This is a genomic window from Streptomyces sp. NPDC002125, from assembly GCF_053593715.1.
Genome location: NZ_JBSFDD010000005.1, coordinates 212,782 through 234,654 on the forward strand (window position 1 = coordinate 212,782; position 21,873 = coordinate 234,654).

General features: G+C 69.4%; 33 protein-coding genes. 28 read left to right on the plus strand and 5 right to left on the minus strand.

What is annotated here, in order from left to right; translation table 11 throughout:
* Positions 1-45: 45 nt before the first annotated feature.
* From ACWCQM_RS11410 to ACWCQM_RS11450, 9 genes are all read left to right on the plus strand, one after another.
* Positions 46-372: a hypothetical protein gene (locus tag ACWCQM_RS11410; protein WP_450915063.1), complete on the plus strand. Its 327-nt coding sequence runs from the start codon at positions 46-48 to the stop codon at positions 370-372.
* A gap of 116 nt (positions 373-488) precedes the next feature.
* Positions 489-1,313, plus strand: a complete 825-nt coding sequence (locus ACWCQM_RS11415) for a hypothetical protein (RefSeq protein ID WP_450915064.1) — start codon at positions 489-491, stop codon at positions 1,311-1,313.
* A complete protein-coding gene (locus tag ACWCQM_RS11420; protein WP_450915065.1) occupies positions 1,310-2,761 on the plus strand; it encodes a peptidoglycan-binding protein in 1,452 nt (483 codons plus the stop codon). The genes ACWCQM_RS11415 and ACWCQM_RS11420 overlap by 4 nt, the downstream gene beginning before the upstream one ends.
* Before the next feature lie 34 nt (positions 2,762-2,795).
* Positions 2,796-3,152, plus strand: a complete 357-nt coding sequence (locus ACWCQM_RS11425) for a hypothetical protein (RefSeq protein ID WP_450915066.1) — start codon at positions 2,796-2,798, stop codon at positions 3,150-3,152.
* 36 nt (positions 3,153-3,188) lie between these two features.
* Entirely contained in the window at positions 3,189-3,479 is a 291-nt protein-coding gene (locus ACWCQM_RS11430; RefSeq protein WP_450915067.1) for a hypothetical protein, read from the plus strand.
* On the plus strand, positions 3,476-3,694 hold the full coding sequence (locus tag ACWCQM_RS11435) for a DUF7620 family protein (RefSeq protein WP_450915068.1): 219 nt from the start codon (positions 3,476-3,478) through the stop codon (positions 3,692-3,694). The genes ACWCQM_RS11430 and ACWCQM_RS11435 overlap by 4 nt, the downstream gene beginning before the upstream one ends.
* Positions 3,691-4,053 (plus strand): putative phage holin, encoded by a 363-nt coding sequence (locus tag ACWCQM_RS11440; protein ID WP_450915069.1) that lies wholly within the window; start codon positions 3,691-3,693, stop codon positions 4,051-4,053. The genes ACWCQM_RS11435 and ACWCQM_RS11440 overlap by 4 nt, the downstream gene beginning before the upstream one ends.
* A gap of 569 nt (positions 4,054-4,622) precedes the next feature.
* Positions 4,623-5,561: a glycine-rich domain-containing protein gene (locus tag ACWCQM_RS11445; protein WP_450915267.1), complete on the plus strand. Its 939-nt coding sequence runs from the start codon at positions 4,623-4,625 to the stop codon at positions 5,559-5,561.
* Between the two features lie 8 nt (positions 5,562-5,569).
* Entirely contained in the window at positions 5,570-5,782 is a 213-nt protein-coding gene (locus tag ACWCQM_RS11450; RefSeq protein ID WP_450915070.1) for a hypothetical protein, read from the plus strand.
* 346 nt (positions 5,783-6,128) lie between these two features.
* On the opposite strand, the gene ACWCQM_RS11455 is transcribed toward ACWCQM_RS11450, so the two are convergent.
* Both ACWCQM_RS11455 and ACWCQM_RS11460 read right to left on the minus strand, forming a co-directional pair.
* Entirely contained in the window at positions 6,129-6,326 is a 198-nt protein-coding gene (locus ACWCQM_RS11455) for a hypothetical protein (RefSeq protein ID WP_450915071.1), read from the minus strand.
* Positions 6,327-6,328: 2 nt separating this feature from the next.
* On the minus strand, positions 6,329-6,685 hold the full coding sequence (locus ACWCQM_RS11460; protein WP_450915072.1) for a type II toxin-antitoxin system Phd/YefM family antitoxin: 357 nt from the start codon (positions 6,683-6,685) through the stop codon (positions 6,329-6,331).
* A gap of 89 nt (positions 6,686-6,774) precedes the next feature.
* Here ACWCQM_RS11460 and ACWCQM_RS11465 point away from each other — a divergent pair, with 89 nt between their 5' ends.
* The 7 genes from ACWCQM_RS11465 to ACWCQM_RS11495 all read left to right on the plus strand — a co-directional run bounded on the left by ACWCQM_RS11465 (position 6,775) and on the right by ACWCQM_RS11495 (position 10,944).
* On the plus strand, positions 6,775-6,963 hold the full coding sequence (locus ACWCQM_RS11465; protein ID WP_450915073.1) for a hypothetical protein: 189 nt from the start codon (positions 6,775-6,777) through the stop codon (positions 6,961-6,963).
* On the plus strand, positions 6,960-7,112 hold the full coding sequence (locus ACWCQM_RS11470) for a hypothetical protein (RefSeq protein WP_450915074.1): 153 nt from the start codon (positions 6,960-6,962) through the stop codon (positions 7,110-7,112). Before ACWCQM_RS11465 ends, ACWCQM_RS11470 begins: the two co-directional genes overlap by 4 nt.
* A gap of 67 nt (positions 7,113-7,179) precedes the next feature.
* Positions 7,180-7,611: a hypothetical protein gene (locus ACWCQM_RS11475; RefSeq protein ID WP_450915075.1), complete on the plus strand. Its 432-nt coding sequence runs from the start codon at positions 7,180-7,182 to the stop codon at positions 7,609-7,611.
* Positions 7,612-7,961: 350 nt separating this feature from the next.
* Positions 7,962-8,171, plus strand: coding sequence for a hypothetical protein (locus tag ACWCQM_RS11480; RefSeq protein WP_450915076.1), 210 nt, complete (start codon positions 7,962-7,964; stop codon positions 8,169-8,171).
* Between the two features lie 168 nt (positions 8,172-8,339).
* Entirely contained in the window at positions 8,340-8,720 is a 381-nt protein-coding gene (locus ACWCQM_RS11485; RefSeq protein ID WP_450915077.1) for an HIT family protein, read from the plus strand.
* Positions 8,717-9,865, plus strand: coding sequence for an integrase (locus tag ACWCQM_RS11490; protein WP_450915078.1), 1,149 nt, complete (start codon positions 8,717-8,719; stop codon positions 9,863-9,865). Before ACWCQM_RS11485 ends, ACWCQM_RS11490 begins: the two co-directional genes overlap by 4 nt.
* The gene (locus ACWCQM_RS11495) at positions 9,862-10,944 is read left to right on the plus strand and encodes a hypothetical protein (protein WP_450915079.1); all 1,083 of its coding nucleotides are present in this window, start codon (positions 9,862-9,864) and stop codon (positions 10,942-10,944) included. Before ACWCQM_RS11490 ends, ACWCQM_RS11495 begins: the two co-directional genes overlap by 4 nt.
* A gap of 2 nt (positions 10,945-10,946) precedes the next feature.
* Here the strand turns inward: ACWCQM_RS11495 and ACWCQM_RS11500 are convergent, their stop codons facing one another.
* From ACWCQM_RS11500 to ACWCQM_RS11510, 3 genes are all read right to left on the minus strand, one after another.
* Positions 10,947-11,150 carry a DUF6011 domain-containing protein gene (locus ACWCQM_RS11500; RefSeq protein WP_450915080.1) on the minus strand — a complete coding sequence of 68 codons (204 nt, stop codon included), beginning with the start codon at positions 11,148-11,150 and terminating at the stop codon, positions 10,947-10,949.
* A 125-nt stretch (positions 11,151-11,275) separates the two neighbouring features.
* Positions 11,276-11,635 (minus strand): hypothetical protein, encoded by a 360-nt coding sequence (locus ACWCQM_RS11505; protein ID WP_450915081.1) that lies wholly within the window; start codon positions 11,633-11,635, stop codon positions 11,276-11,278.
* Between the two features lie 10 nt (positions 11,636-11,645).
* Positions 11,646-12,086 carry a WYL domain-containing protein gene (locus ACWCQM_RS11510; RefSeq protein ID WP_450915082.1) on the minus strand — a complete coding sequence of 147 codons (441 nt, stop codon included), beginning with the start codon at positions 12,084-12,086 and terminating at the stop codon, positions 11,646-11,648.
* Between the two features lie 187 nt (positions 12,087-12,273).
* On the opposite strand from ACWCQM_RS11510, the gene ACWCQM_RS11515 reads away from it, so the two are divergent.
* The 12 genes from ACWCQM_RS11515 (at position 12,274) to ACWCQM_RS11570 (ending at position 21,792) form a co-directional block, all read left to right on the plus strand.
* Positions 12,274-13,047, plus strand: coding sequence for a hypothetical protein (locus ACWCQM_RS11515; RefSeq protein ID WP_450915083.1), 774 nt, complete (start codon positions 12,274-12,276; stop codon positions 13,045-13,047).
* 82 nt (positions 13,048-13,129) lie between these two features.
* Complete coding sequence (gene bet, locus ACWCQM_RS11520) at positions 13,130-14,272, plus strand: phage recombination protein Bet (protein WP_450915084.1); 1,143 nt, start codon at positions 13,130-13,132, stop codon at positions 14,270-14,272.
* The gene (locus ACWCQM_RS11525; RefSeq protein WP_450915085.1) at positions 14,272-15,951 is read left to right on the plus strand and encodes a DNA cytosine methyltransferase; all 1,680 of its coding nucleotides are present in this window, start codon (positions 14,272-14,274) and stop codon (positions 15,949-15,951) included. Before bet ends, ACWCQM_RS11525 begins: the two co-directional genes overlap by 1 nt.
* An 84-nt stretch (positions 15,952-16,035) precedes the next feature.
* Entirely contained in the window at positions 16,036-16,269 is a 234-nt protein-coding gene (locus ACWCQM_RS11530) for a hypothetical protein (RefSeq protein ID WP_450915086.1), read from the plus strand.
* Positions 16,270-16,317: 48 nt separating this feature from the next.
* Positions 16,318-16,614 carry a hypothetical protein gene (locus tag ACWCQM_RS11535; protein ID WP_450915087.1) on the plus strand — a complete coding sequence of 99 codons (297 nt, stop codon included), beginning with the start codon at positions 16,318-16,320 and terminating at the stop codon, positions 16,612-16,614.
* Positions 16,611-17,471 (plus strand): hypothetical protein, encoded by an 861-nt coding sequence (locus tag ACWCQM_RS11540; protein WP_450915088.1) that lies wholly within the window; start codon positions 16,611-16,613, stop codon positions 17,469-17,471. Before ACWCQM_RS11535 ends, ACWCQM_RS11540 begins: the two co-directional genes overlap by 4 nt.
* Positions 17,468-17,890 (plus strand): hypothetical protein, encoded by a 423-nt coding sequence (locus ACWCQM_RS11545; RefSeq protein WP_450915089.1) that lies wholly within the window; start codon positions 17,468-17,470, stop codon positions 17,888-17,890. The genes ACWCQM_RS11540 and ACWCQM_RS11545 overlap by 4 nt, the downstream gene beginning before the upstream one ends.
* The gene (locus tag ACWCQM_RS11550; RefSeq protein ID WP_450915090.1) at positions 17,887-18,318 is read left to right on the plus strand and encodes a hypothetical protein; all 432 of its coding nucleotides are present in this window, start codon (positions 17,887-17,889) and stop codon (positions 18,316-18,318) included. The genes ACWCQM_RS11545 and ACWCQM_RS11550 overlap by 4 nt, the downstream gene beginning before the upstream one ends.
* Before the next feature lie 439 nt (positions 18,319-18,757).
* Positions 18,758-19,180 carry a DUF6221 family protein gene (locus ACWCQM_RS11555; protein ID WP_450915091.1) on the plus strand — a complete coding sequence of 141 codons (423 nt, stop codon included), beginning with the start codon at positions 18,758-18,760 and terminating at the stop codon, positions 19,178-19,180.
* Positions 19,177-19,398, plus strand: coding sequence for a hypothetical protein (locus tag ACWCQM_RS11560; protein ID WP_450915092.1), 222 nt, complete (start codon positions 19,177-19,179; stop codon positions 19,396-19,398). The genes ACWCQM_RS11555 and ACWCQM_RS11560 overlap by 4 nt, the downstream gene beginning before the upstream one ends.
* A gap of 376 nt (positions 19,399-19,774) precedes the next feature.
* Positions 19,775-21,034 carry a hypothetical protein gene (locus ACWCQM_RS11565; protein WP_450915093.1) on the plus strand — a complete coding sequence of 420 codons (1,260 nt, stop codon included), beginning with the start codon at positions 19,775-19,777 and terminating at the stop codon, positions 21,032-21,034.
* On the plus strand, positions 21,031-21,792 hold the full coding sequence (locus ACWCQM_RS11570; RefSeq protein WP_450915094.1) for a DciA family protein: 762 nt from the start codon (positions 21,031-21,033) through the stop codon (positions 21,790-21,792). The genes ACWCQM_RS11565 and ACWCQM_RS11570 overlap by 4 nt, the downstream gene beginning before the upstream one ends.
* The last annotated feature ends 81 nt before the right edge of the window (positions 21,793-21,873 follow it).

Below are 21,873 nucleotides of genomic sequence, written 5' to 3' on the forward strand. Positions count from 1 at the left end.
TCCGATCCACCCCCCATCCAGGTTTCCTACAACGCCCCAGCCGTTATGAGCTGGCGAGTCAACGGTGCCGACACCTACCTCGCGCTGCCCCTGTCCATCGACATGTGCAACACGCTGGAAGACGAGGACGTCGCCGCGATCGGCGAGGCAGTCGAGGCGCGCCTCAAGGCCCTGTACCCGGCAGACAAGATCGCCCGAGCGCTGGCCTGGGAACCCAGCGGCCCGCTCGCCGAGGTACTGACCGTCGTCCAGGAAGCACAACCACAGGAACCAGCTGGCGACGGACCTTCCCCGCAGGACGACCCACCCGAAACTCCAGGCTCGGATGAGGCCGAGCAGGGGCAGCAACCCGAGCCCGACCCCATACCCTGAGATCAACGGGCGACCCTCCGCCCCTGCACCACCCCCGAGGGACTGCCACCCGGCCCCGGCCGGCACAGCAGATCAGCCATCAGCTCTGGGCGCGGGGAGTGCAGGAGCACGGGCGAGTGCCCACCGATCTCACGATCCGCACGTACGAGGTCAAGCCGACCCTCGGCCGGCACCAGGTCCTCGACCCGCGCAGCCTCGCCTACCGCAGGCCGTACGACGGGCAGCCGCTGCGTGCCACCGCGTGGGAACCCCGCATCCCCGTCCTCGACCAGACCGGGCTCATCGCCCAGGGCATCAGCACCGCTCAGGCATACGGCCTCGACGAGGACGTTGACGCCCTGGGTTCCTGCACCGGTAACGCTGCCACCACCCTCCTGTCCATCCTCCTCACCCCTGAACAGGCACTCGCCGCCGCCCTCAACCTGGCTGACGCCTCCCAGGCGCAGCATTTCGCGATCGGCCTGTACGCGGACGCGACTTCCTGCGACCAGTGGGACGAAGCGTCCTGGCCCACCCAGGACGTCGGCTCGTCCGGCCTCGGCGTCGCCAAGGCGATGCGCAACCGGGGTCTCATCGACCAGTACGGGCACGCCACCACCGGCGCCCAACTCTGCACCCTCCTCCAGACTGGTCCGGTCCTCATGGGGATGCCCTGGCACTCCGCCATGTCCGAGCCGAATGCGGACGGCTTCATCGACGCCGACCCCGCCTGGGCGGACTCCCCGCTCGAAGGCGGCCACGAGGTCTGCGTCACCGCGCTCGACGACATCGCCATGAACGACGGTGCCATCGACTACGAGCACACCATCCTGCGCTTTCGACAGTCATGGGGAAGCGCTTGGGGAGACCACGGCGACGGCCGGCTCCGCCTTTCCACCTATCTCGCGCTCCGCAGCGAGATCGACATCATTCAGCCCCGAAAAGACGGAGTCGTCCTGTGACCTCCTTCCACGTCGCGGTCGACCACATCGACCCCGACACCTCCGAGCCCACGACCACCTACTACGGGACCTGCGACCAGGCCCACGCCGATGAGGTCCGCGCCATCGCAGCCCTTGACGACTCCGAGCGTCACGTTCTCGAGCACCCCCGCCTCGCCGGGGTGTTCATGGTCCTGCGCGACGACGGCGACCTCGACGTGTACGTCCCCAAGGACGCCGCCGAGTACAGGGTGTTCGAGCCCGACGCTGACGCGAAGGAAGGCGTCCTCGAGAACCTGCCGCGCGGCGCGGCCGGGCCCGCCTACATCTCTGGCGCCACGAAGATGGGCGGCCAGGCGATCGGTGGCGCCATGGATACCCCGGGCAACCCGCCGCGGGTCACCTGGCACACCACGGAGTCCCCGGCCGGTGGCTCGTACCTGACGTCGATCTCCGCCTACCTGATCCGGGTGGGCGCCGAACCGCAGGTCGTCTACGACCCGGTCACCGACGGGCTCGTCCAGCTCGGCCCGCTCACCAAGTCCGGGCGCGCCCTGCGCAACGACGGCTCCCGCCGTACGAACCGCGAGGGCAAGGTCAACATTCAGGTCGAGGTCCTCGGCCGCGCCAGGTCGCCGTGGACGAAGAACTTCGACCCGGCGAAGAAACCGAACTACCGCAAGCTCATCGCCGCCATGCGCGCGCACGGAGTCCCCGACACCTGGCCGGCCGGAAAGCCCGCAGCGACCGCCGCCGCGGCAACCAACCGAAACCGCACCACGTGGCAGTCGAAGGGCGGCCACTACGGGCACTCCCAGGTCCCCGGAAACGATCACTGGGATCCGGGCGCGATCGACATCAGCATCGTTCCTGGCAAGGCGTCCGGCGGTTCGGACAGCGGTGGCGGCTCGTCGACCCCCGAGACACCGGTGAAGCCCACGGGCAAGGACGCGTTCCCCGGCGCCTCGAAGTTCGGTTCTGGGGCGAACAACGAGTACGTGACCCGCCTGGGTCAGATGCTCGTCAAGCGGGGCGGAAAGCGGTTCTACTCGGTCGGTCCCGGCCCGAAGTGGGGCAACGCCGACAAGGCTGCGACGAAGGCATTCCAGAAGGCGCAGGGCTGGTCCGGGTCCGACGCCGACGGCATCCCCGGCGCAACGACGTGGGAGTACCTCGTCAAGGGCACCGGCAAGGACATCCCGGCCGCGGTCACGTCCCAGCCTCTGGAGCCGTTCCCCGGCGCCTCGTTCTTCCACGGCGGCCGCCACAGCTCGGTCATCACCGCCATGGGGCGCCGCCTCGTCGCCGAAGGGTGCGGGAAGTACAAGTCGGGTCCCGGTCCGAACTGGACGAACGCCGACCGCGCTTCGTACAAGGCGTGGCAGCAGAAGCTCGGCTACACGGGCTCCGACGCCAATGGCATCCCTGGTGCGACGTCCTGGGCGAAGCTGCGCGTCCCCAACTCCTGACCACCGATCCACCCACCCCTGCAAGGAGAACCCTGTGAAGATCCTCGGAAGAGAGCCGGCCGCACTGCTCGGCCTTGTCGCGGTCATCGTCAAGCTCGTCGCCGCGTTCGGTGTCGACGTGTCCAGCGAGCAGCAGGCCGTCATCAACGCCGTCGCCGCTGCCGCGGTCGGCCTGGCCCTCGCCGTCATGGCGTCCGACGGTGTCGGCGCCGCCCTCGTCGGTTTCATACAGGCTGCGGTCGCCCTGGCCGTCGGCTTCGGTTTTGACTGGTCTGCGGAGCAGCAGGCCGTCGTCCTGTCCGTGGCTGCCGCGGTCGTCGCGATGTGGGACCGCACCCAGATCGTGGCACCCGTCCCGGCGTCCGCTGTCAAGGCAACCCTGCCGCGCTGAGTACCTGAGCGTGCGATTACCGAGAGGAGATGACCCGTGCCCTCTGAACTGATGGGGATCAACATCACCCAGGGGGGCGCCGTCGCTCTCCTCACCCTCGTCGTCCTCATGGTCCTGACCGGGAAGCTGGTGCCGCGACGGACCTATGACGACCTGCTGAAAGAGCGCGATACCTGGAGGGAGGCCCACACCGTGTCCGAAGCTGCGCGAACATCGGAGCGGGCCCAGACCCAGGAACTACTGGAGCTGTCCCGTACGTCAGCGCACGCGCTGCAGGCGCTGCCGCGTATGGGGCTTGAAGAGGATACGGAGGTGGACGCCCGGTGACCCTGAAATGGCTGAGCCGATTGCGCTGGCCGTCCACCTCACCTGACGGACAAGAGGCTGCCGAGTCCGCGCTGCGACGGGCGAAGGCAGACCGCCAAGAGGCCGAGGACCGGCAGCCCGCCGTGTCCGAGGCCGCCGGTGCGCTGAGGCGTATCCGGCAGGAGAACCATTTCGCAGCGCGGTTCCGCGCATCCATTGAGGGGAGATCGGCGTGAGCATCGCGCAGATCTTGAACCTGGCGGCCAGTGGTCTGGTCGCCCTCTTCGCGGCCGTGTTCATCGCTACGTACCACGTGCTCGCCCCGTGGCGGAGGACCGCCATGGGCTGGCATCTGATGCTGTTTACCGGGGCGATCGGGCTGCTCGGCTTGTACACGATCGTCGTCACGATCACCGGTCTGGACGGCGCCCCGGCCACAGTCCTGCGCTACGCCCGCACGGCTTTGCTCATGTTCGTCGCGGGACTTATTGCGCAGCGGACGTGGATGGTGTGGGCCGCCCAGCACCCCCGCAAGACGCAAGACGGCACCGACACGACATCCGCCAGTTCCGGCAGCAGGGGAGAGACGCCATGACGACGGTCACGGGCAAGCAGATTGGCGGCGCCCCGCAGCGTACCGAGGTGACCATCACCTTGGTTGACGTCACTGGGGTCCGGGCTGTCGGCTATGTGGCTGGGGACCAGGCCGAGATTGTGCGCCCTGTCCCCATTACCCCGCAGAATGACGGCACATGGTCTGCGGAGCTGACCCCGAACGCGGAGATCACAGCCGCCGCGGGGGACACGGTGTGGGCGGTCCAGGAGGGGCGGGCTCTCGACGGCACCCCCGTCATGACGTACATCCTGGTCCCGGAGACGCCCGGCCCGCACTGGATGGGCGACCTGCGCGTCGACCTGGGGGACGCCCCCACCGGCGGCAGCACCATCGTGTACGTGCCGGGCCCTGAAGGTCCGGCCGGGCCGCCTGGCGCGGAGGGACCGCAAGGCGACCCTGGCGTGCAGGGCGTCCCGGGAGCCGATGGAAGTGACGGAGCGGCGGGGCTGCAAGGGCCACAGGGATTGCCCGGCCCCCAGGGGGATCCCGGGCCCATCGGGGCGAGCGGAGCAACTGGCCCGGCCGGAGCCAAGGGCGACACCGGAAACATGGGACCTCAAGGCCCTGCAGGGCCGAAGGGCGACACCGGACCGCAGGGGCCAACGGGACCAACCGGCCTTACTGGAGAAGTGGGCCCCCAGGGCGCCACCGGCAGCACCGGCCCGGCGGGAACCAACCAGCCCCCACCCGACGTGCAGGTTTTCACCACGTCCGGCACGTGGACGAAGCCAGCCGGCGCCGGGACCGTACTCGTCCATCTAGTCGCTGGTGGTGGCGGTGGCGGCTCTGGGCGTCGCGGTGCAGCAGGCACCGTGCGCTGCGGCGGGGGAGGGGCAGGCGGCGGTGCCGCGTACCACGCCACCCTCCAAGCCGTTCTTCTCACTTCCACCGTTCCAGTCACCGTCGGAGGAGGAGGCGCCGGCGGCACCGCGATCACCACCGACGACACCAACGGCAGCGCTGGCGGGCCTGGAGGCCCGACTACTTTCGGCTCGTATGCCCGCGTTGGTACGACCACCGGAGGCGGCGGCGGCACAGCGTCCAATGGCACCGCAGGGTCGTCGGGAGCCGGCACAACGCTCGGCGCCACCGGCGGCGCGGCCTCCACGACCGGGGCGGCCGGCACGAACGGCAACCCCGGGGTTCTCGGCGCGGCGTCCGGCGGGTCCGGTGGTGGCATCACGGCAGGGAACGCCCCTGGCAACGGAGGCGCTGGTGGAACCAATGCGGCCGTGGTCTCTGGGGCGGGCGGAACCGTCGACAGTACGCCGCCGACCTCGCCTGCTGATGCTGTCGCCAACTCCGGGTTTCCTGGTGGCGGAGGGGGAGCTGGGGCCGCGTCGGTCACGACTGCGGCCCAGTCCGGGGCGGCCGGTTCTCGGTACGGCGGGGGTGGAGGCGGCGGGGGTGCTGCGCTGAACGGCAACACGTCCGGTGCGGGCGGATCAGGCGGCGGCGGGATCGCCGTCATCATCAGCTACTTCTAGGAGGACTTGTGGCAGAGCCCAAGGCGTATGTCGCGGTGAACGCGTCCGACCCGGCCGACATGGTCATCAAGCTGGGGCCGTTGTTGTGGGACGGGGAGACGGAGTATGACCCGGGCCCGCAGTACCGGTTGGTGCTGGAGGTGGACGCGTTGGCGCAGGGGTACATGTATCCGCCGCCGGAGGGTGGCGGTGATCCGGGGGAGCCTCCTACGGAGGGCTGACCAGGGGGTTTGTCCTATAGTTTTGCGACGTTAATAACGTGATCTTGCTCAGCCCTCCGACCGCGCCACACCCCCTCTGCGCTGACATCCTCGGGTCACCTCACCGGACAGGCGGCAGCGCGTAGGCTGACACGGCGGTGACCCGACCAACTGAGCCTTGGTCGGGTCACCGCACTGTGCGGCTACTGCTCGATGGCTGCACACCTACGGCACCGCGGCGTGCCCTCCGGCGCGTAGTCGTGTTCCGCGAAGGTCTGCTCGCCGCTTGGGCGGCAGTGATCCGTCAGCTCGGGGAGATCCTGCTTCGCTCCGCCGACGGGCGGCATGTACTCCATGGTCGCGGTCCTCACTGCTCGGTCTGGCGGTTCGCTTCGGCGATCACGGCGTTGATGAGCTGCCGCGCGTAGGTCTCGGTGAGCGCTCGGTCGAGGCGGGCCGGGCGGCACAGGTGGTCCATCAGGAGGTGGCGGGGGCTCTCGCCGTGGGCCAGGACCGTGTCCAGGTGCGGGTGGCCTCCCGGTCGGGATTCGGGCCGGTCGTTCATGGTCAGGCCTCCTTGGTCGGTTCGTTGGCGAGCACGTTGACGGCAGGGGCTTCGTCGGGGCGGATGTCCCACTGCACGTTGACGACGTCCCAGAAGTTCTCGTTGCCGTCGGGGGTTTCCACGAGGATGGACTCACCGATGCGGGGGACACCGGGGAAGGTGTAGCTGATGGCTTCCTGGTCGCCGAGGTACAGCCAGACCTGGACGCCGGTGAGGGGCTTGATGGCAGCGACGGGTCCGATGGCGGCGACGGGTCGTCCGTGTCGGGTGAGGCTGATGACTTGGCCGGTGGAGCGTGCATGGTCGGCGATGTCGCCGAGTTGGGCTCGTGCGGCTTCGATGCCGTAGGACTTCTCCATGACACAACCTTAAGGTCTGTAAGGTTCTAGCGCAAGCCCTCTCCCGGACCCGGGGCAGCAACTCGCCCCACCGGGCGCACCCTTGAACCATGAGCACCGAACGCGACCCCCGCTGGGAATGGATCGAGGTCGGGACGTACGGCAGTCCCGATCAGTGGATCAAGGGGGAGTGCAACCACCTCACCCCCGAGCCCGTACACGCCGAGCCGACCGGCGAGCTCGTCGCGCACCTCTGCCTGGACTGCAACGCCCAGCTCCCCGCCGAGTGGCAGCCATGAGCACCGACCCGGCTCCCCGCGAGGTCGAGGCGCCCAGCCCCGACCCGGACACCGCACGCCCCGGCGAACCACCCGACCCCGCTCCGCCGGAGCGCCCGCACGAACCGGGCGCCCGGCCGGCCCCGCTGTCCCGGCTGCTGTACCCGTGACGCCACCAGGGGGATGGCCGCGCCGGTTCGTGGCTACGCTCGGGAGTACGCCCACCAGGAGGTCGCGATGAGCCACCGTCCGTACCCGAACGCTGACCGCGCTCTGCGCCAGGTGACCCTCCGGCACGGCAGTGACTGCCCGCGCTGCAGTCACCGGGACCACGCCCACCCTCGGAGCGGAGGCCAGTACGTCTGCTCCCGCGAGTTGAACGGGGTGCCGTCCTGCCGCGAGTGCGCCGACCGGCTGCTCCGGCTGAAGGCTGGCCCGCTGGGCGGCATGGCCGAGAGCCTGTCGCGCATCAACGTGCAGATGCCGTCGTTCAACTTCGTAGCGGCTCGGTCCGTCATGCTTCCTGGGTACGAGGGGCCGGTGCCGAACGTGGCGATGGTGGTCACGCCGGGGCGTGCCGTGATCGACGGGGTCAGTGCCCCCGTGCACGACGCGACCACGGACGCCACGGAAGCGCACCACCGCGGCGTGGTCCGGATCTTCCCGTGATCGGTCGACGCCCTCGCGTACAGATTCGCTGTCAGGTCGACGACTGCACCAAGTCAACGCCTCGGCGCCTGGCCCCCGGGTGGTCGATGGACTCGAAGGGGCGCCCCTTCTGCCCCGACCATCCTGTCGAGAGCGCCTGTCGAATCTGTGGACGCGACAAGGGGCTGAACCGCGTCCTCTGTAGCCCCTGCATCCGCGCCTGACCATCCGTCGCGAAATCGGCCCGATCCTTAGGATCGTTCCTGACGAAGTTCCGGAGGCTTCCTCCGCATGGTCGCGGCGGAGGGATCGCCAGCTCTGGTTCTCGATAAGCTCACATGCATCTGATCAGAGCCTATGCAGGGGGACTTGTGGCTGACTCCACTCCGAGCGATCCCGTCCGCTTCACCGTGCCGCTGAAGCCCACGATCCACGACAAGATGAGCCGAGAGGACGTCATGGGATCGCCGATGCGCTGGCAGCTCGGTGACGACACGATGATGGAGGGCATCGTGGTCGGCTGGAAGGATGAGCCGGACGGCGGCGTGACGCTCACCGTGGAAGCTTCCTCGCCGGCCTAGGTGCGGCGGCACCAAGGCTTAGGATCGCGCTCACAGCAGAATCGCACTGTTCGAGTGGTGCCCCTGCCTGATGGTTGAGGCAGGGGCACCATCGCGTCTCGCTCCAGATAATGTTCCTTCTATGGAGCCATAGCGTGTGACTCCTGTGGCGGGTCACATGAGGCCCGCATGACGGATGAGGAGACCCTCATGAGCGTGCCGCCGATCGCCAAGGCCGAATGCGTGTTCTGCGACGTCGTCGCCGGAAAGGCGCCCGCAGAAGTGTTCCACGAGTGGAACGACGCGCTCGCGTTCGTTCCGTTGAACCCTGTCACCGAGGGACACCTGCTCGTCATCCCCAAGGTGCATGTCGCCGACGTGGGCCACGACCCCGCCATCAGCGCCGCCACGATGCAGCGCGCGGCTCAACTTGCCGCCTCCCAATGGTGCAACGTCATCACCTCCCGAGGCAGCGTGGCAACGCAGACCGTCTTCCATCTCCACTTCCACATCGTCCCCCGACGGGAGAACGACGGCCTGGCTCTGCCGTGGACAGGCGCGCACGCGTGAGCGAGCAGGACGACGTGGTGGACGGGGAGTTGGTCGAGGATGACCTGCTCCCCGCGATCCCCGAGGACCGGGCCCCGGCGGTTCCGCTGGCCGAGGAGGACCCCGACGCGTGGCTGCCGCCCGAGGCCGAGGCGGACGTGCGGGCGGGCATCCCCAGGGACACCAGCCGGGCGTACGAGGGTGACATGAAGCAGTTCGCCGCCTGGTGCGACAAGGTCGGCCGCCGGGTCCTGCCTGCTGCACCGCAGACCGTCACCGCCTATCTGTCGCACCTGAAGCGCACCCCCCGGGAGCGGACCGGGCGGCCGTACGGTCCGGCGACGATGGACCGGGTCATCGCGTCCATCCGCTCCTCGCATCGGGCCGCCGGGTTCGAGCCGCCGGACACCATGGGGGCCCGCAAGGTCGTCGCCGGGTACCGGCAGGAACTGTCCGAAGCCCAGGACCCCGCAGCCACCCCGAAGAAGGCCACAGCCGCCGACCGAACCGTCCTCTCCGAAGCCCTGGCCCACCTCGACCGGACCACACTCGTAGGGAAGCGCGACGCCGCCCTCATGCTCTTGGGGCACGCCATCGCCTCCCGTGGCAGCGAACTCGCCCCGCTGAACTGGCCGGGCAGCTTCACCGACCTGCCCGGCGGCGGGTTCACCGTGCGGGTGTACCGGAAGAAGCGGAAGAAGTGGCAGAACGTAGAAGTGCTGCCCGAGCCGGACCGGGATCTGTGTACCGTCACCGCTGTACGCGACCTGGTGGAAGCACTCGCGCGCGAGGGGCACACCAGCGGGCCGCTGTTCGTGCGGATCGACCAGTGGGGATACATAGGCGCCGAGCTGACCCGTAAAGGTGAGCCGATCGGGGACCCGGACGGCCGGATCAGCATCAACGGGGCCTCCGACGTCGTCAGTCGGTCGATCCACCGCACCGGCCTGCCGGGGAAGTGGACGTCGCACTCGCTGCGCCGCGGGCTGGTCAAGAGCGCGCGGGCTGCCGGGGCTGACATCGTCGACATCGGCCGGCACGGCGGGTGGGACGACAGGTCGAAGGCACTGATCGGGTACATCGATGAGGAGGACAGCACCGGGGACCGCAACCCGCTGTCCCGGATCGCGAAGAAGGCCGCCACTCCAGTCCAGGAGCCCACGTGACCCCAAAGAAGTACAGCGCCCCATCGGTACGCCAGCTCGCCGCGGTGGTCGACGCCATGGCGGGCTCGGTGTCCGAGGGCCGCATGCGGCAGCTGCGGATGGTCGTCGACATGTTCGGGCGGGCGGTCGGCCGGGACGAGATGCCGAAGCGTTCCTCCCGTACGGCGGAGCAGCTGTTTACGTGGGCTGCTTTGCGCCCGTTCTGGGCGATGGCGGTGGCCGGTGAGCTGCGGCATTGGGAGAAGGATGTGGGGAAGCCGCTGCCGTTGGCGACTCAGCGGGTGGTGCGGAGCTGCCTGGAGGACCTTGCCGCGCGGGTCCTGCCGCCAGGGGGAAAGCGTCTGCGGTTGCCGGAGCTGGACGTGCCGGAGCTGAAGCCGACAGTCGACGGTCGGGCGCTGGACTCCCTGTATCGGGGGATGGTGGATCTGGCCGCCCGGGGCCCGTTGGTGCGGGATGGGACGGCGTTGTCGGTGGAGGACCGGGCCCGGGTGCTGGCGATGGTTGCGGTGCTGTTGGATGCGGCACCGCGGTCGGGGGAGATGGCCGCACAGTCGTTGGCGGATTTGGCACCAGGTGAGGTGGCGGTGGGGGTTCGCCGGCGGTCGCAGCGCCGGGATGAGTACCGGGCGGGGGAGGTTGCGGCGATGACGGGGCTGCACCCGCGGACGGTGTCGATGATTCTGGCCGGCCAGGGTCATGACCGGTCGGAGGTGACGGAGGCCCGGGTGTTGGAGGCTGCGAATGCGTTGCCGCCGGTGCCGGAGGTGGAGTGGTTCGAGTTGCGTCCGGGGTCTCGGGTGGCGGTGCGGCGTTGGCTGGAGGTCCGGCAGCAGCTGGTGGACCAGGTGCCGTTGACAGGGCAGAGGACGGCGTTGTGGGTGTCGCTGGTGCCGTCGAAGGCGGGCCCGGCCGGGTTGCCGTTGAGGGCGCAGGGCCTGCGGCAGGGGTATGCGCGGGGGATCACGGCGTTGAACTGGGTGATGGCCGGCTCGTATGGGTGGGAGCCGTTGCCGACGACGATGGAGCAGATCCGCCGTTCCGTGGACGTTGTGCCGCTGCTGGAGCCACCGGTCTGAGTTCAGGTGCCGGGGAGCGGGTCCTGGTCGATGTCGCGGGCGGGTGCGGCTGCGGGTTGTCGGGTGGGGTCGCAGTGGTCGCCGTATCCGCGCAAGCGCGACTCCTGGGCGGTGAGGGGCCGGCCGCAGCGTCGGCAGTACCGGTGCCGGTAACCGGTGGTGGTCTCGTCGAGGTCGAGTTGCTGCTGGTTCCGGTCGGTGGCCATGGGTCCAGTGTCCTGGTTGTGGTGGCGGAGGTGATCAGGATTTTGTACAATCACCGTCATCTGACGGGTACGCCCGTAGGAAGGCCACTACCCAATCCGGGTAGTGGCCTTCAGTGTTCGTGGGGTTAGGCGTCGTAGTCACGGATCAGGGCGTCCGGGACGGTTGCAGCGACCACGGTGACGGTCTCCGCGTGTCCGACCTTCGCGGCCTCCTCGGTCGCGTAGCGCTGGCTGTACTCCTCGTCGTCGTCACCGAAGACCATGGTCTCGAAGGTGAGCGGGTCGCCGTAGCCGTAGTTGTGGTTGGAGCCCAGCCATACGGTGGAGACCTCGTGGCGGATGGTCGGGTCGTCGGTGGAGGTGATCTTAGTGCGGGCTACGACGGTGCGCTGGGGTGCGCCCTGCAGTGCGAGCCAGAGGCTCTCGTCGATCTCGCGGCCAGCCCGGTCGAAGTAGTTGTCGTGGGTGCGCATCCAGTCGGTCATGGTGCCCCTTTCAGGCTGCGAGGGTGGTCAAGTCACGCGTGACGGCGGTGCGGGGGAGGTAGTCGCGGCCGAGTTCGCGGGCGATGACCTGTGCGGCGCTACGGACCACGATGACGGCCCCGGCGGGGGTTGTTGCTGCCGGCCGGTCGAGGACGAACGCCATCCGGTGCAGGGTGTACGCCGTGATGCGGTGGAGGAAGAAGGAGCGGGCCTCGCCGCGGAGCCGGCACATTGCGCGGACCTGGATGCGGCCGGACTTGGTGGTGCGGATGTCGTGCGCCTCGATCGTGCGGACCGACTCGGTGCCGTCCTCGTCGAGGTAGGTGATGGTGACGGCCTGGGTGCGGTCGATGGCCCTGTACAGGTCGGTGAGGGTCTTGGTCGTCGTCTGCTGCGCCGTGTTCTTCATCGTGTCCCCCGCGTCGTCTTGGCGTTGGGAACACCATGCCATGCAACCTCTTGCTTATGCAATACGTTTACAGGTATTGTTCTGGGTGTCGGGACAGCCCCGGTGCAGATACCCATTAAGCGTGCGGGTGCCTGCAATACGATAGGAGGAACCTGGCGTGGCCAACGCCCCCAAGACGCGCCCGCCCAGCAACCGCACAAGCGGGCGTCCCCCGAGAGGACCCCGCCCCGTGCCCACCCGCCGCAACCTCCGTGCCGGCCTCACCGCCGCAGCCACCCGCCTCCGCGAAGTCAACTCCCCGGACCTCGCCGAACACGTCGACACCGTCCTTGCCCTGTCCATGTACGAACTCGGCTCCGCCCTGACCGCCGACGAGAACCTCGCCATCCGCATGCCCGTCACCGCACGGGACCGCATCGTCGCCGGTGCCGAGCAGGCCGGCCGTACGGTCACCGCCGACGTGAACGAGGGCTTCGCCGCCTACCTGGCGGGGGAGTTCACCCCCACTCCGCCGGTCCGTGCCCGCCGCGGTGCGACGGAGGAGAAGGTCAACCTCAACGTCCGCCCCGACGGTGCCCTGCGTCAGCAGGTCGAGGACACGGGCACTAAGGCAATGCACGTGGCTGCGGACTGGCTGATGCGCAGGTACGAGACCGGCCCGTACACCCCGGGGGCGGCCAACACGGTGCGCCCGGCCGGGTCCGTTCGTATCCCGCAGGTGCCGCGCCCCGTCCGGGACCTGATCCGGGCCCGGGTGACGGAGGCCGGGAAGAACGTGAACACGGAGATCGAGGAGGCGTTCACCCGGTTCCTGGCCGGCGAGTTCACCCCGGTCGCCCCGGCATGGCCGAAGGGCGCGGACATGGTCCCGTTCAAGGTCAGCCCGAACAACGACCTCTTCGACGAGGTCAAGGCCAAGGGCAAGGGCTTGATGCCGATGCAGGTCGCGATGGCGTACCTGCTGTCCGAGTACAACATCGCCCCGGACACCGCCGCCGAGTAGGCGCCCCGGCGGGTGTGGGGCCTGCAATGCCGACACAGGGCCCACACCCGCAGCACACCGCAACAACCTCATAGGAGACCTCGTGGCTACCACCACCGAGGCCCCCGCCAGCAGCACGGCGGAGGGCCCCACCACGCACACCCAAAACCAGGCCGCCAAGACCGGTGGCGCCCTCGCCATCCGCCCCGACCAGACCGCCTGGACCCCCGAACAGGGAGCCGTCCTCCGCCAGTCCGGCATCAAGGACCAGGTGACCCCCGCCGAACTGTCCGGCTTCCTCCACCTGTGCCAGCGCACCGGCCTCGACCCCTTCTCCCGGCAGATCTACCTCATCGGCCGGTTCAGCAAGAAGGACGGCCGCGAGGTCTACACCCCGCAGACCGGCATCGATGGGTACCGCGTGATCGCCCAGCGTGTGACCGCGCAGACGGGCGGCACGTACGGCTACGAGGACACAGTGTGGTGCGACCCGTCCGGGCGGTGGCATGACGTGTGGCTGGCCGTCGAGCCACCAGCCGCAGCGAAGGTCACTGTGATCCGGAACGGGCAGCGTTTCTCCGCTGTCGCAACGTTCCGCGAGTACGTCCAGACCTTCCCGGACGGCAACCCGAAGGGCCTGTGGGCGAAGATGCCTGCCGGGCAGATCGCCAAGTGCGCTGAAGCACTGGCGCTCCGCAAGGCGTTCCCGCATGACCTTGCGGGCGTCTACACGGCCGAGGAGATGGACCAGGCAGACAACGCAGCCCCGATGGCGCCTTCGCAGGACTTCATCGCCAAGGCCGAGAACGCCGAAACTGCGGCCATTGCCCGGGGCGTCTGGACGAACGCCAAGCACGCCGGCGCCACGGTTGACGTGCTGGACCAGATCGCCGCAATCGGTCAGGAAAAGGCCGCTGCCGAGCAGCAGCCCACCCCCGACTCTGACGCCGGAGACGACGAGGTCGTGGATGTCGAAGTCGTCTCCGAGGACGTCCCTGGCCAGGATCCGCCGAAGGACACGGGCGCGGCAAAGGACGCGCAGAAGGTGGTGCTGGACACCCTGTACGCGCAGGCGATCGAGCACCGGCACAACCGGGACGTACTCACCCAGGTACGTGGCGCCGCCGACGAGGAAGGCGTCATCGACTGGGAGGTGCCGGGTCCGCCGCCGGAGCGTCAGCCGATGTCGTTCCGGGACCTGCTGGAGATGTTGGAGTCCGCGCACGCGCAGAGGAGCGCCGCCTGATGGCCGTTGTAGTCAAGGAGAAGGGTCGCACCGCTACCCACCGGCCGGCCGTCAGGCAGCGTCGGTTCCGTCACGACGAGTACATCGCCGTTGACCTGTTCTCCGGCTTCGGAGGGCTCACCGAGGGCATCAAGCGGGCCGGGTTCACCACGATCATGGCGGCGAACCACAACGCCTACAAGGTCGAGGTTCACGAGGCGAACCACCCCGAGGCCGAGCACTGGATTGCCGACCTGATCAACCCCGAAGCAGCCGACTACCACTCCGCCCGGGACCTTCCCGCTGCGGACCTGTTGGTGGCGGGGGTCAGCTGCGTCAACCACTCGATGGCGAACACGACCAAGGCCTACGAGCAGGGCGGGACGCTGTTCGAGCTGGAGGACCCCGACTACGAGGCGCGGGTCACCAGATCGGAGCGGGACCGGGCGACCGCGAACTGCGTCCTGCACTACGCCGAGCGCCACCGGCCGCGCATGATTCTGGTCGAGTGCACCACCCAGCTGACGTCGTGGGGGCCAGCGCTGCCGGGCCGGCCGAAGGTCGGGGACGGTTCGACCTACCGGTGGTGGCTCAACGAGTTCAACCTGCTCGGCTACCACCCTGCGAAGGTCTTGTACCTGAACAGTCAGTTCTTCGGGGTACCGCAATCCCGGGACCGCGGCTACTGGGTCTTCGTCCACAAGTCCCTGCCGATGCCCGACCTGGAGCACCGCCCGGAGTCGCACTGCGGACACTGCGACAAGGCAGTCGAAGCGGTCTGGACGTGGAAGACGGGTATCCCGGCGACTGGCACGGTGATGTACGGCAAGCAGTACGAGTACCGGTGCCCGTCCTGCCGTCGCCCCGTCGTCCCGCCGATGACGCCGTCGCTGGCCGCGCTCGACCTCACCGACCTGGGTACGCGCATCGGTGACCGGCCGGTCAAGGCATTCAGCGACGGCCACCGCGGGCCTTTCGCCGCATCGACGACGGCCCGCATCGAACGGTGCCGTCAGAAGTTCGCCGACTTCCCGGCGATCCTCATGCCCGCCAAGGGTGTGCACGGTTCGGAGCGACTGCTCCTTCAGCCGCTGGCCACGCAGACCAGCCAGCAGGAGGCCGCGATCCTGTCGACCGGGCTGGCCCCGCAGGGCCTCTGGGACGAGGCGGCAATCGCGCTCGCCGTCGACAACTACCAGGGCGCCGCACGCGGGGCCGGTGACCCGCTGCCCACCCAGGTCGGTTCAGAGACGCTCGCCGTGGTCTCCTCTGGCGTCATCCCGTACCGGAAGAACACCATTCCCGCGGTGCACTCGGAGCCGATGTCGACGTTCACCTCCGACCAGATTCCCGGGCTGCTGACCGCGGCCGGCTGGTTCAAGCAGAACGGTTCCACCGGAACCGGCCCGGTGACGGACCCGCTGGGAGCGACCACAGCCGAATGGGGACTTGCGCTGTCGGAGCTTCCGTTCGAGGAGTGCTTCTACCGCATGATGGCGGCCCACGAGATCGGCCGCGGCTGCGGCTTCGATGTCGACTTCGGCACCTACAAGGGCACCTTCACCGTCTGGGGATCCGCACGGAACCAGGTGGATGGATTCGGGAACGCTGTCAGCCGCCAGGTCGGCACGTGGATCGGGGAACGGCTGCGAGCCGTCCTTCACGGCGCCCAGGACAGTGACCTGGCAGCAGCTGCGTAGTCGCTACCCGCCCCACCCGTACACCCGGCCGGTCCCGCCATGGGGCCGGCCGTTCCATTCCCCGCACCCTCAAGGGAGGCCGCCATGGTCGCCGTTCTGTCCGCTGTCGCCATGTGCCTGCTGGTCGCCTCCCCGTTCGGGGTGGCCCTGTACAGGCACCTGACCGGGCGTATGCCTGCCCCACCCGAGCCGTACGTCCGCCACCGGCACGCCCAGCACCCCGCGGTCGTCCTCGCGGAGCTGGAAGTCCGGCAGGCCTACCCGGACCTGGCCGCCCTGTACGAGGTCCCCACCCAGTCCGAGCCCGCCCGCCGATGACCCCCCATCCCACCCCACCGGCGCCCCGACATGGAGGAGGCGACACCGATGTACCTGATCCTGCTGGGCACCCTGGCTGCCCTGACTCTGACGGGCGCCGCTGTGTGGCAGCTGCGCCGTCTACAGCGCGTCATCCGCATGGAACGCGCCGCGGTCCGCCTGACGCGGGCTGCGGACCACCGCGACATGGCCGCGTTCAAGGCCCGCATCGGGCGCCTGGTCGCCGAGCAGCAGGCGGCCGAGGCAGCCGAGCACGTCCTGGCCGAGGCCGACCGGATCGTCACCGCGGAGCTGGCCCGCACACCGCACTACCCGCACCACCCGCACGAGGGGGACCCGACATGAGCACCGACAGCATTGCCGCCCGGCAGCGCCTGGTCGACGACCGGCACTACAAATACCGCGGGTGCGCCCCCGATTCGGAGTACCCGTGGATGTCGGCGGGGGACCCGGACGTGCCCGTGAACGCGTGGGGCCCGTACACGGACGACGGGGCCGAGCCGCAGCGGGACCGCCTGGCCCGGGAGAAGGCCGCCCTGACCATCTGTGGCCGCTGCCCGGTCATCGCCCTGTGCCGGGTGTACGCGAACACCACGACGGTCGACGAGGCGGGCGTGGAGACCCTCGTCGAACCGGAGGGAATCCTTGGCGGGGAACTGGCGCTGGCCCGGCACCGGGCGCTGATTGCCCGCCGGCACGCCGCCACGGTCGGCGACACCACGGCCACCGCCCCCGCGGCGCCGCCGGTACGAAACATCGACGACGCCCGAACCCCACAGAAGCTCGCCGTCCTGAACGCCCTGGCTGTCGAGCTGTACGACGAACGCGTCGCCCGCCGTGCCGGCATGGACGTGCGGACCTGCAACTGGCACCGGTCCGCCCTGTGCTCCCTGTTCGGCCTGGACCGGGAGACCGCGACCCGCGACGAGCTCCTCCTCGAAGCGCTCCGCCACGGACTCATCCCCGCATCGACCCGGGTTGTGTGGGACGGGCTGTGGCCGGTCGCTGCTGCACCCACGACGGACGGGGCCCGCCAGCGCCGGATAGCGCCCGGCATCCCCGTGGCGCTCCTCGCCCCGCAACCCCGCCCCCGGGCCCGGTCCCGACGGGCCAGCGTCCTGACCCGCCTGCTCTACCCCCGCGCCCTGTTCCCGGCCGCCGCCCTGGCCACCCCGACGCCTGTTCTGGAGCCCGCAGCATGACCACACAGCCCGCCGCCCCCGCGGCCGCCCCGGACATCAGCACCGTCGACCAGGCGCTCGCCAACCGGTGCCAGACCTCCGGGGACTACCTCGCCGGGATCCTCGCCGCCGGACACCTCGAAGCCGCCGGCACCGTCCGCAAGCTGCCCGCCGACCTGTTCCCCGACTGGGACCCGGTCATGGTGCAGGCGGTGTGGGATGCCGCGCTGCCCGTGGGGTTCCAGGCCGGGAAGCTGTCCGTGCGCCCTACGTGGACACCTGAGGCCCTGCACCGGCTCCGTACGGAGCTCGCCGCCGCCGGGTACGTGGCCATGGGCAAGCTGGCCGGCCGGTCCGCGAGCATCCACCCGCCCCGGCATCCCGCCGACACAGAAGCCCCCGCCGTCGGCAGCCAGGTCCGGGACGGGGGCCACCCGTGACCCAGCCCCCTTCCCGCCGGTCGTCGCGTGGCCGTGGACAGCCGCCCATCTTCGACGAACCGATGCGGGCCGCATACCTCGACCTGATCCGGCACGGCATGCACCTCGGCGACGCCGCCACCCAGTTGGGCATCAACCGTGTCACCCCGACCCGGCAGACCCGCATCGACCGGGAGTTCGCCGCCGCGCTCCGGGAGGCGCGGGTGGTGGGGCAGAAGGTCCGCCGGGAGGGGGTCCCGCACGACGAGTACCGGTACAACATGCTCGGCTGCCGCTGCCCGAAGTGCACCCGGGCTGCCACCGAAGGCCGGGCGAACCGGCGCGCCACGGAGGACCCGCCACCGGGTGAGGACGGGGGCCAAGTCCACCCCATCCGGCCCGTGGTGGCCGAGTCCGTACCTTCCTTTTTGCTGGCCAGGGCGTCTTGAGGGGTGCCAGGCCAGCCTTGCAAGATCACGTTATTACTGTCGCAAAACTATAGGACAAGCCCCGGAGCCCGCACGGGCGTGCGATGACCTGACGATCCGACAAGAAGACCCCCGCACAACACGATCAGCGAGGAGGCAGACAAGTGGAGAGCCGAAAGAGTAGGCTGTGCCTTGCACCAGACGACTACTCAGTTATCGGGTGCCGACAAGCAAATAGAACGGCTCCGCTCCCCTGGCTGGTAACCGGGATCGACGCGGAGCCGGTGCCGGCGACAGTCCCCAAAGACTTCACCGGCTGGCCAACACACAAGAGACAAGGTGTCGACATGCAGAAGAGTACCCGGGGCCGTGCCCCCGCAGACAGTAGGCCCAGCGTTTCCGGCGTGAACATCACACCGCCGATGCACGCGGCCCCTGTCACCACTACCCACACAGTCGCGTGACCGCCCAGGGCGAGGACATCCTCGCCTTCCTGGACTCCGCCATCACCGCCCGCGAAGAAGCAGCCCGCGCAGTCGGCTTCGACACGATTGAGACCGGCGACTACCTCTGGGGAACGAAGTACCTCATCCTCCGACAGGGCGACGAGAGCAAGGCCGCCCCGGAGATGGACGCAGGCCTCGCCAACCACATCGCCCTGAACGACCCCGCCTCGGTCCTGCGCCGCTGCGCCGCCGACCGGAAGCTCATCGTGGAGCACCAGCCGGACGGCATGGGCGGATGCGTCACCTGCGCACGCCCCGAGGAAGCGGAGGAGGACAGCGAGGGAAACTCGGTCTCCTTCCGCACCGTCATCCCGCACCCCTGCCCGACGCTGCGCCACGTTGCGGAGGGCTACGGCTGGACGGAGGGCGAGCGATGAGCGCCGGATACCTCACCAAGGCAGACCCGGACTTCGGCTGGGAATTCAAGGCAGAGGACTTCGTCTTCGTAGGTGGCGTGCAGGACGGACCCGACGGACCCACCTGGTGGTCCCGGGACATGCTGCGGATCGCTGAACACGGCGGCTTCCGCAACGACTTCCTGGCCAAGCAGGCGCAGGAGCAGACCTCACCCAGCAAGGGGGATCAGGTGACGTAGCGACTTCCTGAGCGGGAGGTCCTGGGCCCCTTGGCGGGGGCACTTCCTCTACCGCTGGCCGCTGATGTTGGCGCATCGTGCGCGGCCACTTCCTACGGCTCGGTTTGGCGACCGAGCTAAGGCCCGACTCTCAGATCCGGTTTGGCGACCGGGGCCGAGCAGGTCGAGCGACTTCAGGTTCTCTCCGAACCACCTCCGCAGTGAGAGCCCCTTTCGGCGTTCTCGCACAAACGAAAGCAGGTACATAGTGCCGTACGCGCACACCGCTTGTCAGCTTCCGCACGCCCAGAAGAGCGTTTCGCGGCAAAAGTCCCCCGCCGAACAGGGCACCCAGTGCCCCCCGGCCGCCCCGTGGACGCCCGTCCACGCCGACGACATGAACGTCGACACCACCGCCTCTCGGCACACCGGACCCCGCAACTGGCTCCGCAGTGTCGAGTGGCTCATCAACGCCGGCCTCCACCCGAAGGCCAACCAGACGACGCTCGCCGTCGCCCAGGACCTCGCCCGCCGCATGGACTACTCCACCGGGCACGTCCGCTACGACCTCGAAGGAACCGCCGACCGCCTCGGCATCCACCGCTCCAACGTCGCCCGCCACGTGAAGTACCTCCGACAGCTCGGCTCCCTCGCCTGGGCCCAGTACGGCACCCGCCGCAACGTCCGCCGCCTCCTCGGCCTCCCCGGATACGCCGCCACCGCCACCGTGTACGCCGCGACCATCCCCGCCACCTACGACCACGCCCTCGGCCACCAGATCATCGGCAACGGGTACGAGGCACGGGTCATCCGCGACTACCGGACGATGCCCGACACCAGGCCCTCAAGCACCCCCGTGGGGCCTGTGGACAACGCCTCTTCGGGCCCTGTGGACAACCCGGCTAAACGATCTCTTGCGACCCCTTCCCTTACCTCAGCTGATGTAGAGAAGAAGGTTCAGATGGTGGGGGGTGTAACTACTACCGCGGAGCGGCCGAACAAGACCGCCCCCACCCCCTCCCCGAAGATCCCGGCACAAGCAGGCAGCAACAACAAGCGGAGCACGATCCTCGGTGCGCACATCACCGCCGCCGGCATGCAGCTCGGCGAGAAGCTCGCCACCGCCATCCGCCGCGCCGTCCCGTGGACCCGCAACGCCACCCACGACCAGCTGCGATGGGTGTGCGCCGACATGGGCGAGCAGCAGTGGACCGTGGACCAGGCCGTGCGGTTCGCCGTCGAGACCGGTCACAAGCACGCCGCCGGGTTCGCCTGGCAGCCGGACCGCCCCCACCGCCTGATCGCTGCCGCGCTCCGTACTGCGGACCAGGACCAGCTCGAGAACACGGCGCCCGTCGAGGTCGACAGGGTGCACTCGGTGGCATGGGAGAACAGCACCGCCGGCCGGGAAGCTGCCCGTCTCGCAGGCCTTGCCGCACTCTTCGCCCCCGCGGCCCCCGCGGCCGCCGAGGCCGCACCGGAGCGCACCGACGAAGACCGGCTCCGCGCCCGCGCCGACTGGAACACCTGGCCCGAGGTCGCCCAGCACTACGCCGACGACCCCGACGACGCCCTCGACCTCTACGGCGTCCGCCTCTGCACCTACGCCATCCGCCAGGACAGCAAGACCCGTGACCGCCAGGAGGCGTGGGCATGACCGACAAGACCGCAGCCGGTGCCGACCTCGCCCGCCAAGCCCTCGCCGCCTACAAGGCCGGGGCGCAGAACGCACCGACCACCAAGCCCAGGCTCCGCCAGATCAAGCACGACCGCGGCCCCGGCCGTGACCCCGTCGGCCTCGGTGGTGTCCTCGGCAAGATCAGCACCGAACAGGGCTGGGACCTCGCCCGCGAAGGCGGCGGCATCCGCGACCAGTGGGCAACCCTGTGCCCCGAACTTGTCGGACTGGCAGAACCCGTCGCCTACGATGCTGAGAAGCGCCGCCTCGACGTACGGCCCGGCTCACCCGCATACGCCACGCATCTGCGGCTGTGTAACGGCGGACTCTGTGACCGCATCAACCAGAAGCTCGGCAAGGCCGTCGTCCGCACCATCCGAGTCCTGCCGGTCGGCCCTATGACGGGCGAGCCTTCGACCGCCCCCGCACCGGCGGTCACAGCCACCCCACGACCGGTGAAGACCCACGAGACCGCATGCGCCGGCTTCCAGGCCGCCCGAGCCGCCATCCGCAAGCCCGAGCCCCGCACCGTGGACCCGCGAGTCCTCAAGGCAATCACCCGCCAGAACCAGGACGCCGCCCGGGAACCCGAGACCGCGTTCGCCGCGACCGTCGCCGCCATGGAAGAGACCGTCCCCGCGGCCATACGGGACTCCGAGCGGGCACGACTGGCCGCCGTCGACCGGAAGTACGGGGCCGGCGACCAGACGGTGCGGACCGTGTTCGGGGCGGCGTGATTATCACGCCGTGATAATTGGCCCCCGGTTCTCGAGACGGCGATGACGCCCACCCGTGATTATCACGGCGTGATATTTCGG

Excerpts from the sequence above, each read along its gene's own strand:
- ACWCQM_RS11485 (WP_450915077.1), top strand. The coding sequence starts at position 8,340 with ATGACGGATGAGGAGACCCTCATGAGCGTGCCGCCGATCGCCAAGGCC.
- ACWCQM_RS11570 (WP_450915094.1), top strand. The coding sequence starts at position 21,031 with ATGACCGACAAGACCGCAGCCGGTGCCGACCTCGCCCGCCAAGCCCTC.
- ACWCQM_RS11525 (WP_450915085.1), top strand. The coding sequence starts at position 14,272 with ATGGCCGTTGTAGTCAAGGAGAAGGGTCGCACCGCTACCCACCGGCCG.
- ACWCQM_RS11545 (WP_450915089.1), top strand. The coding sequence starts at position 17,468 with ATGACCACACAGCCCGCCGCCCCCGCGGCCGCCCCGGACATCAGCACC.
- ACWCQM_RS11460 (WP_450915072.1), bottom strand. The coding sequence starts at position 6,685 with ATGGAGAAGTCCTACGGCATCGAAGCCGCACGAGCCCAACTCGGCGAC.
- ACWCQM_RS11505 (WP_450915081.1), bottom strand. The coding sequence starts at position 11,635 with ATGACCGACTGGATGCGCACCCACGACAACTACTTCGACCGGGCTGGC.
- ACWCQM_RS11560 (WP_450915092.1), top strand. The coding sequence starts at position 19,177 with ATGAGCGCCGGATACCTCACCAAGGCAGACCCGGACTTCGGCTGGGAA.
- ACWCQM_RS11530 (WP_450915086.1), top strand. The coding sequence starts at position 16,036 with ATGGTCGCCGTTCTGTCCGCTGTCGCCATGTGCCTGCTGGTCGCCTCC.
- ACWCQM_RS11445 (WP_450915267.1), top strand. The coding sequence starts at position 4,623 with ATGGGACCTCAAGGCCCTGCAGGGCCGAAGGGCGACACCGGACCGCAG.
- ACWCQM_RS11470 (WP_450915074.1), top strand. The coding sequence starts at position 6,960 with ATGAGCACCGACCCGGCTCCCCGCGAGGTCGAGGCGCCCAGCCCCGAC.
- ACWCQM_RS11455 (WP_450915071.1), bottom strand. The coding sequence starts at position 6,326 with ATGAACGACCGGCCCGAATCCCGACCGGGAGGCCACCCGCACCTGGAC.
- ACWCQM_RS11500 (WP_450915080.1), bottom strand. The coding sequence starts at position 11,150 with ATGGCCACCGACCGGAACCAGCAGCAACTCGACCTCGACGAGACCACC.
- ACWCQM_RS11565 (WP_450915093.1), top strand. The coding sequence starts at position 19,775 with ATGAACGTCGACACCACCGCCTCTCGGCACACCGGACCCCGCAACTGG.
- ACWCQM_RS11465 (WP_450915073.1), top strand. The coding sequence starts at position 6,775 with ATGAGCACCGAACGCGACCCCCGCTGGGAATGGATCGAGGTCGGGACG.
- ACWCQM_RS11410 (WP_450915063.1), top strand. The coding sequence starts at position 46 with ATGAGCTGGCGAGTCAACGGTGCCGACACCTACCTCGCGCTGCCCCTG.
- ACWCQM_RS11540 (WP_450915088.1), top strand. The coding sequence starts at position 16,611 with ATGAGCACCGACAGCATTGCCGCCCGGCAGCGCCTGGTCGACGACCGG.
- ACWCQM_RS11475 (WP_450915075.1), top strand. The coding sequence starts at position 7,180 with ATGAGCCACCGTCCGTACCCGAACGCTGACCGCGCTCTGCGCCAGGTG.
- ACWCQM_RS11510 (WP_450915082.1), bottom strand. The coding sequence starts at position 12,086 with ATGGCATGGTGTTCCCAACGCCAAGACGACGCGGGGGACACGATGAAG.
- ACWCQM_RS11535 (WP_450915087.1), top strand. The coding sequence starts at position 16,318 with ATGTACCTGATCCTGCTGGGCACCCTGGCTGCCCTGACTCTGACGGGC.